The following is a 619-nucleotide window of genomic DNA, read 5'->3' on the forward strand; positions in this document are numbered from 1 at the left end:
GCAGAATCCTATATTAAAAAGACACGAGAAAGAGCTGAAAAGAAGAAAGTAAAATAAGAGAAGGAGAAAGGCTATGAAACMAATTGAAGCGGCACGAAGTGTTATTACATCACAATTTTCGAATTGTGATGTTGCTTTACTAGGGGGAAGTGTTGCTAGAGGAGAGGCTACGAAAACATCTGACCTTGATATTGTAATATTTGACCAAAGTTTGTCATCTTGTTATAGAGAATCTTTCTATAGTAATGGTTGGCCTGTTGAAGTATTCGTACATAATTTTGAAACGTATAAAACCTTTTTCAAAAGTGATTGTGAGCGCGGACGACCTTCATTACCTCAATTAGTTTCAGAAGGTATTGTGTTAAAAGGAAAAGATGAAATTGTAAAGATACTCAAAAGAGAAGCGAATGATTTATTAAATAAAGGACCAGAAAAATGGACAGAAGAAACGATGAAGCAGAAACGCTATTTTATTACGGATACTTTGGATGACTTCATTGGTGCAACAAAGAGAGAAGAAGAATTGTTCATCGCAAATTTATTAGCTGATTTAGTACATGAATATGTTTTAAGGGTAAATGGTCAATGGCTTGGAAATTCAAAATGGTTTATTAGAGTG

General features: G+C 34.0%; 1 protein-coding gene. It reads left to right on the top strand.

Going from position 1 to position 619, the window contains the following annotated elements; all coding sequences use genetic code 11:
- Positions 1-73: 73 nt before the first annotated feature.
- Positions 74-619: nucleotidyltransferase domain-containing protein (locus AC1DTM_RS30575; protein ID WP_477001715.1), on the top strand; the 546-nt coding region annotated here is incomplete at its 3' end.

This window comes from Bacillus sp. P4_D3 (assembly GCF_056401855.1).